Annotated in this window: 1 protein-coding gene; it reads left to right on the top strand. The window is 55.8% G+C overall.

Features of this window, described 5'->3' with window-relative positions; genetic code table 11:
* A partial coding sequence (locus tag FN960_RS24360; RefSeq protein WP_221936870.1) for an exodeoxyribonuclease X C-terminal domain-containing protein occupies positions 1 to 258 on the top strand: 258 nt, incomplete at both ends.

Here is a 258-nt window from a genome sequence, read left to right on the forward strand (position 1 = left end):
CAGACGCCGCCGGGCCTGCATCATCACCGCGCGTTGTATGACTGTTATATCACCGCCGCGTTGCTTATCGATATTATGAACACCTCCGGCTGGACGGCAGAACAGATGGCCGATATCACCGGACGTCCGTCGTTGATGACGACCTTCACCTTTGGCAAATACCGTGGCAAAGCGGTTTCCGACGTTGCCGAACGCGATCCGGGCTATCTGCGCTGGTTATTTAATAACCTGGACAGCATGAGCCCGGAGCTGCGTTTA

This window comes from Alkalicoccobacillus porphyridii (genome assembly GCF_007293315.1).
Taxonomy (GTDB): Bacteria; Bacillota; Bacilli; order Bacillales; family Bacillaceae_D; genus Alkalicoccobacillus; species Alkalicoccobacillus porphyridii.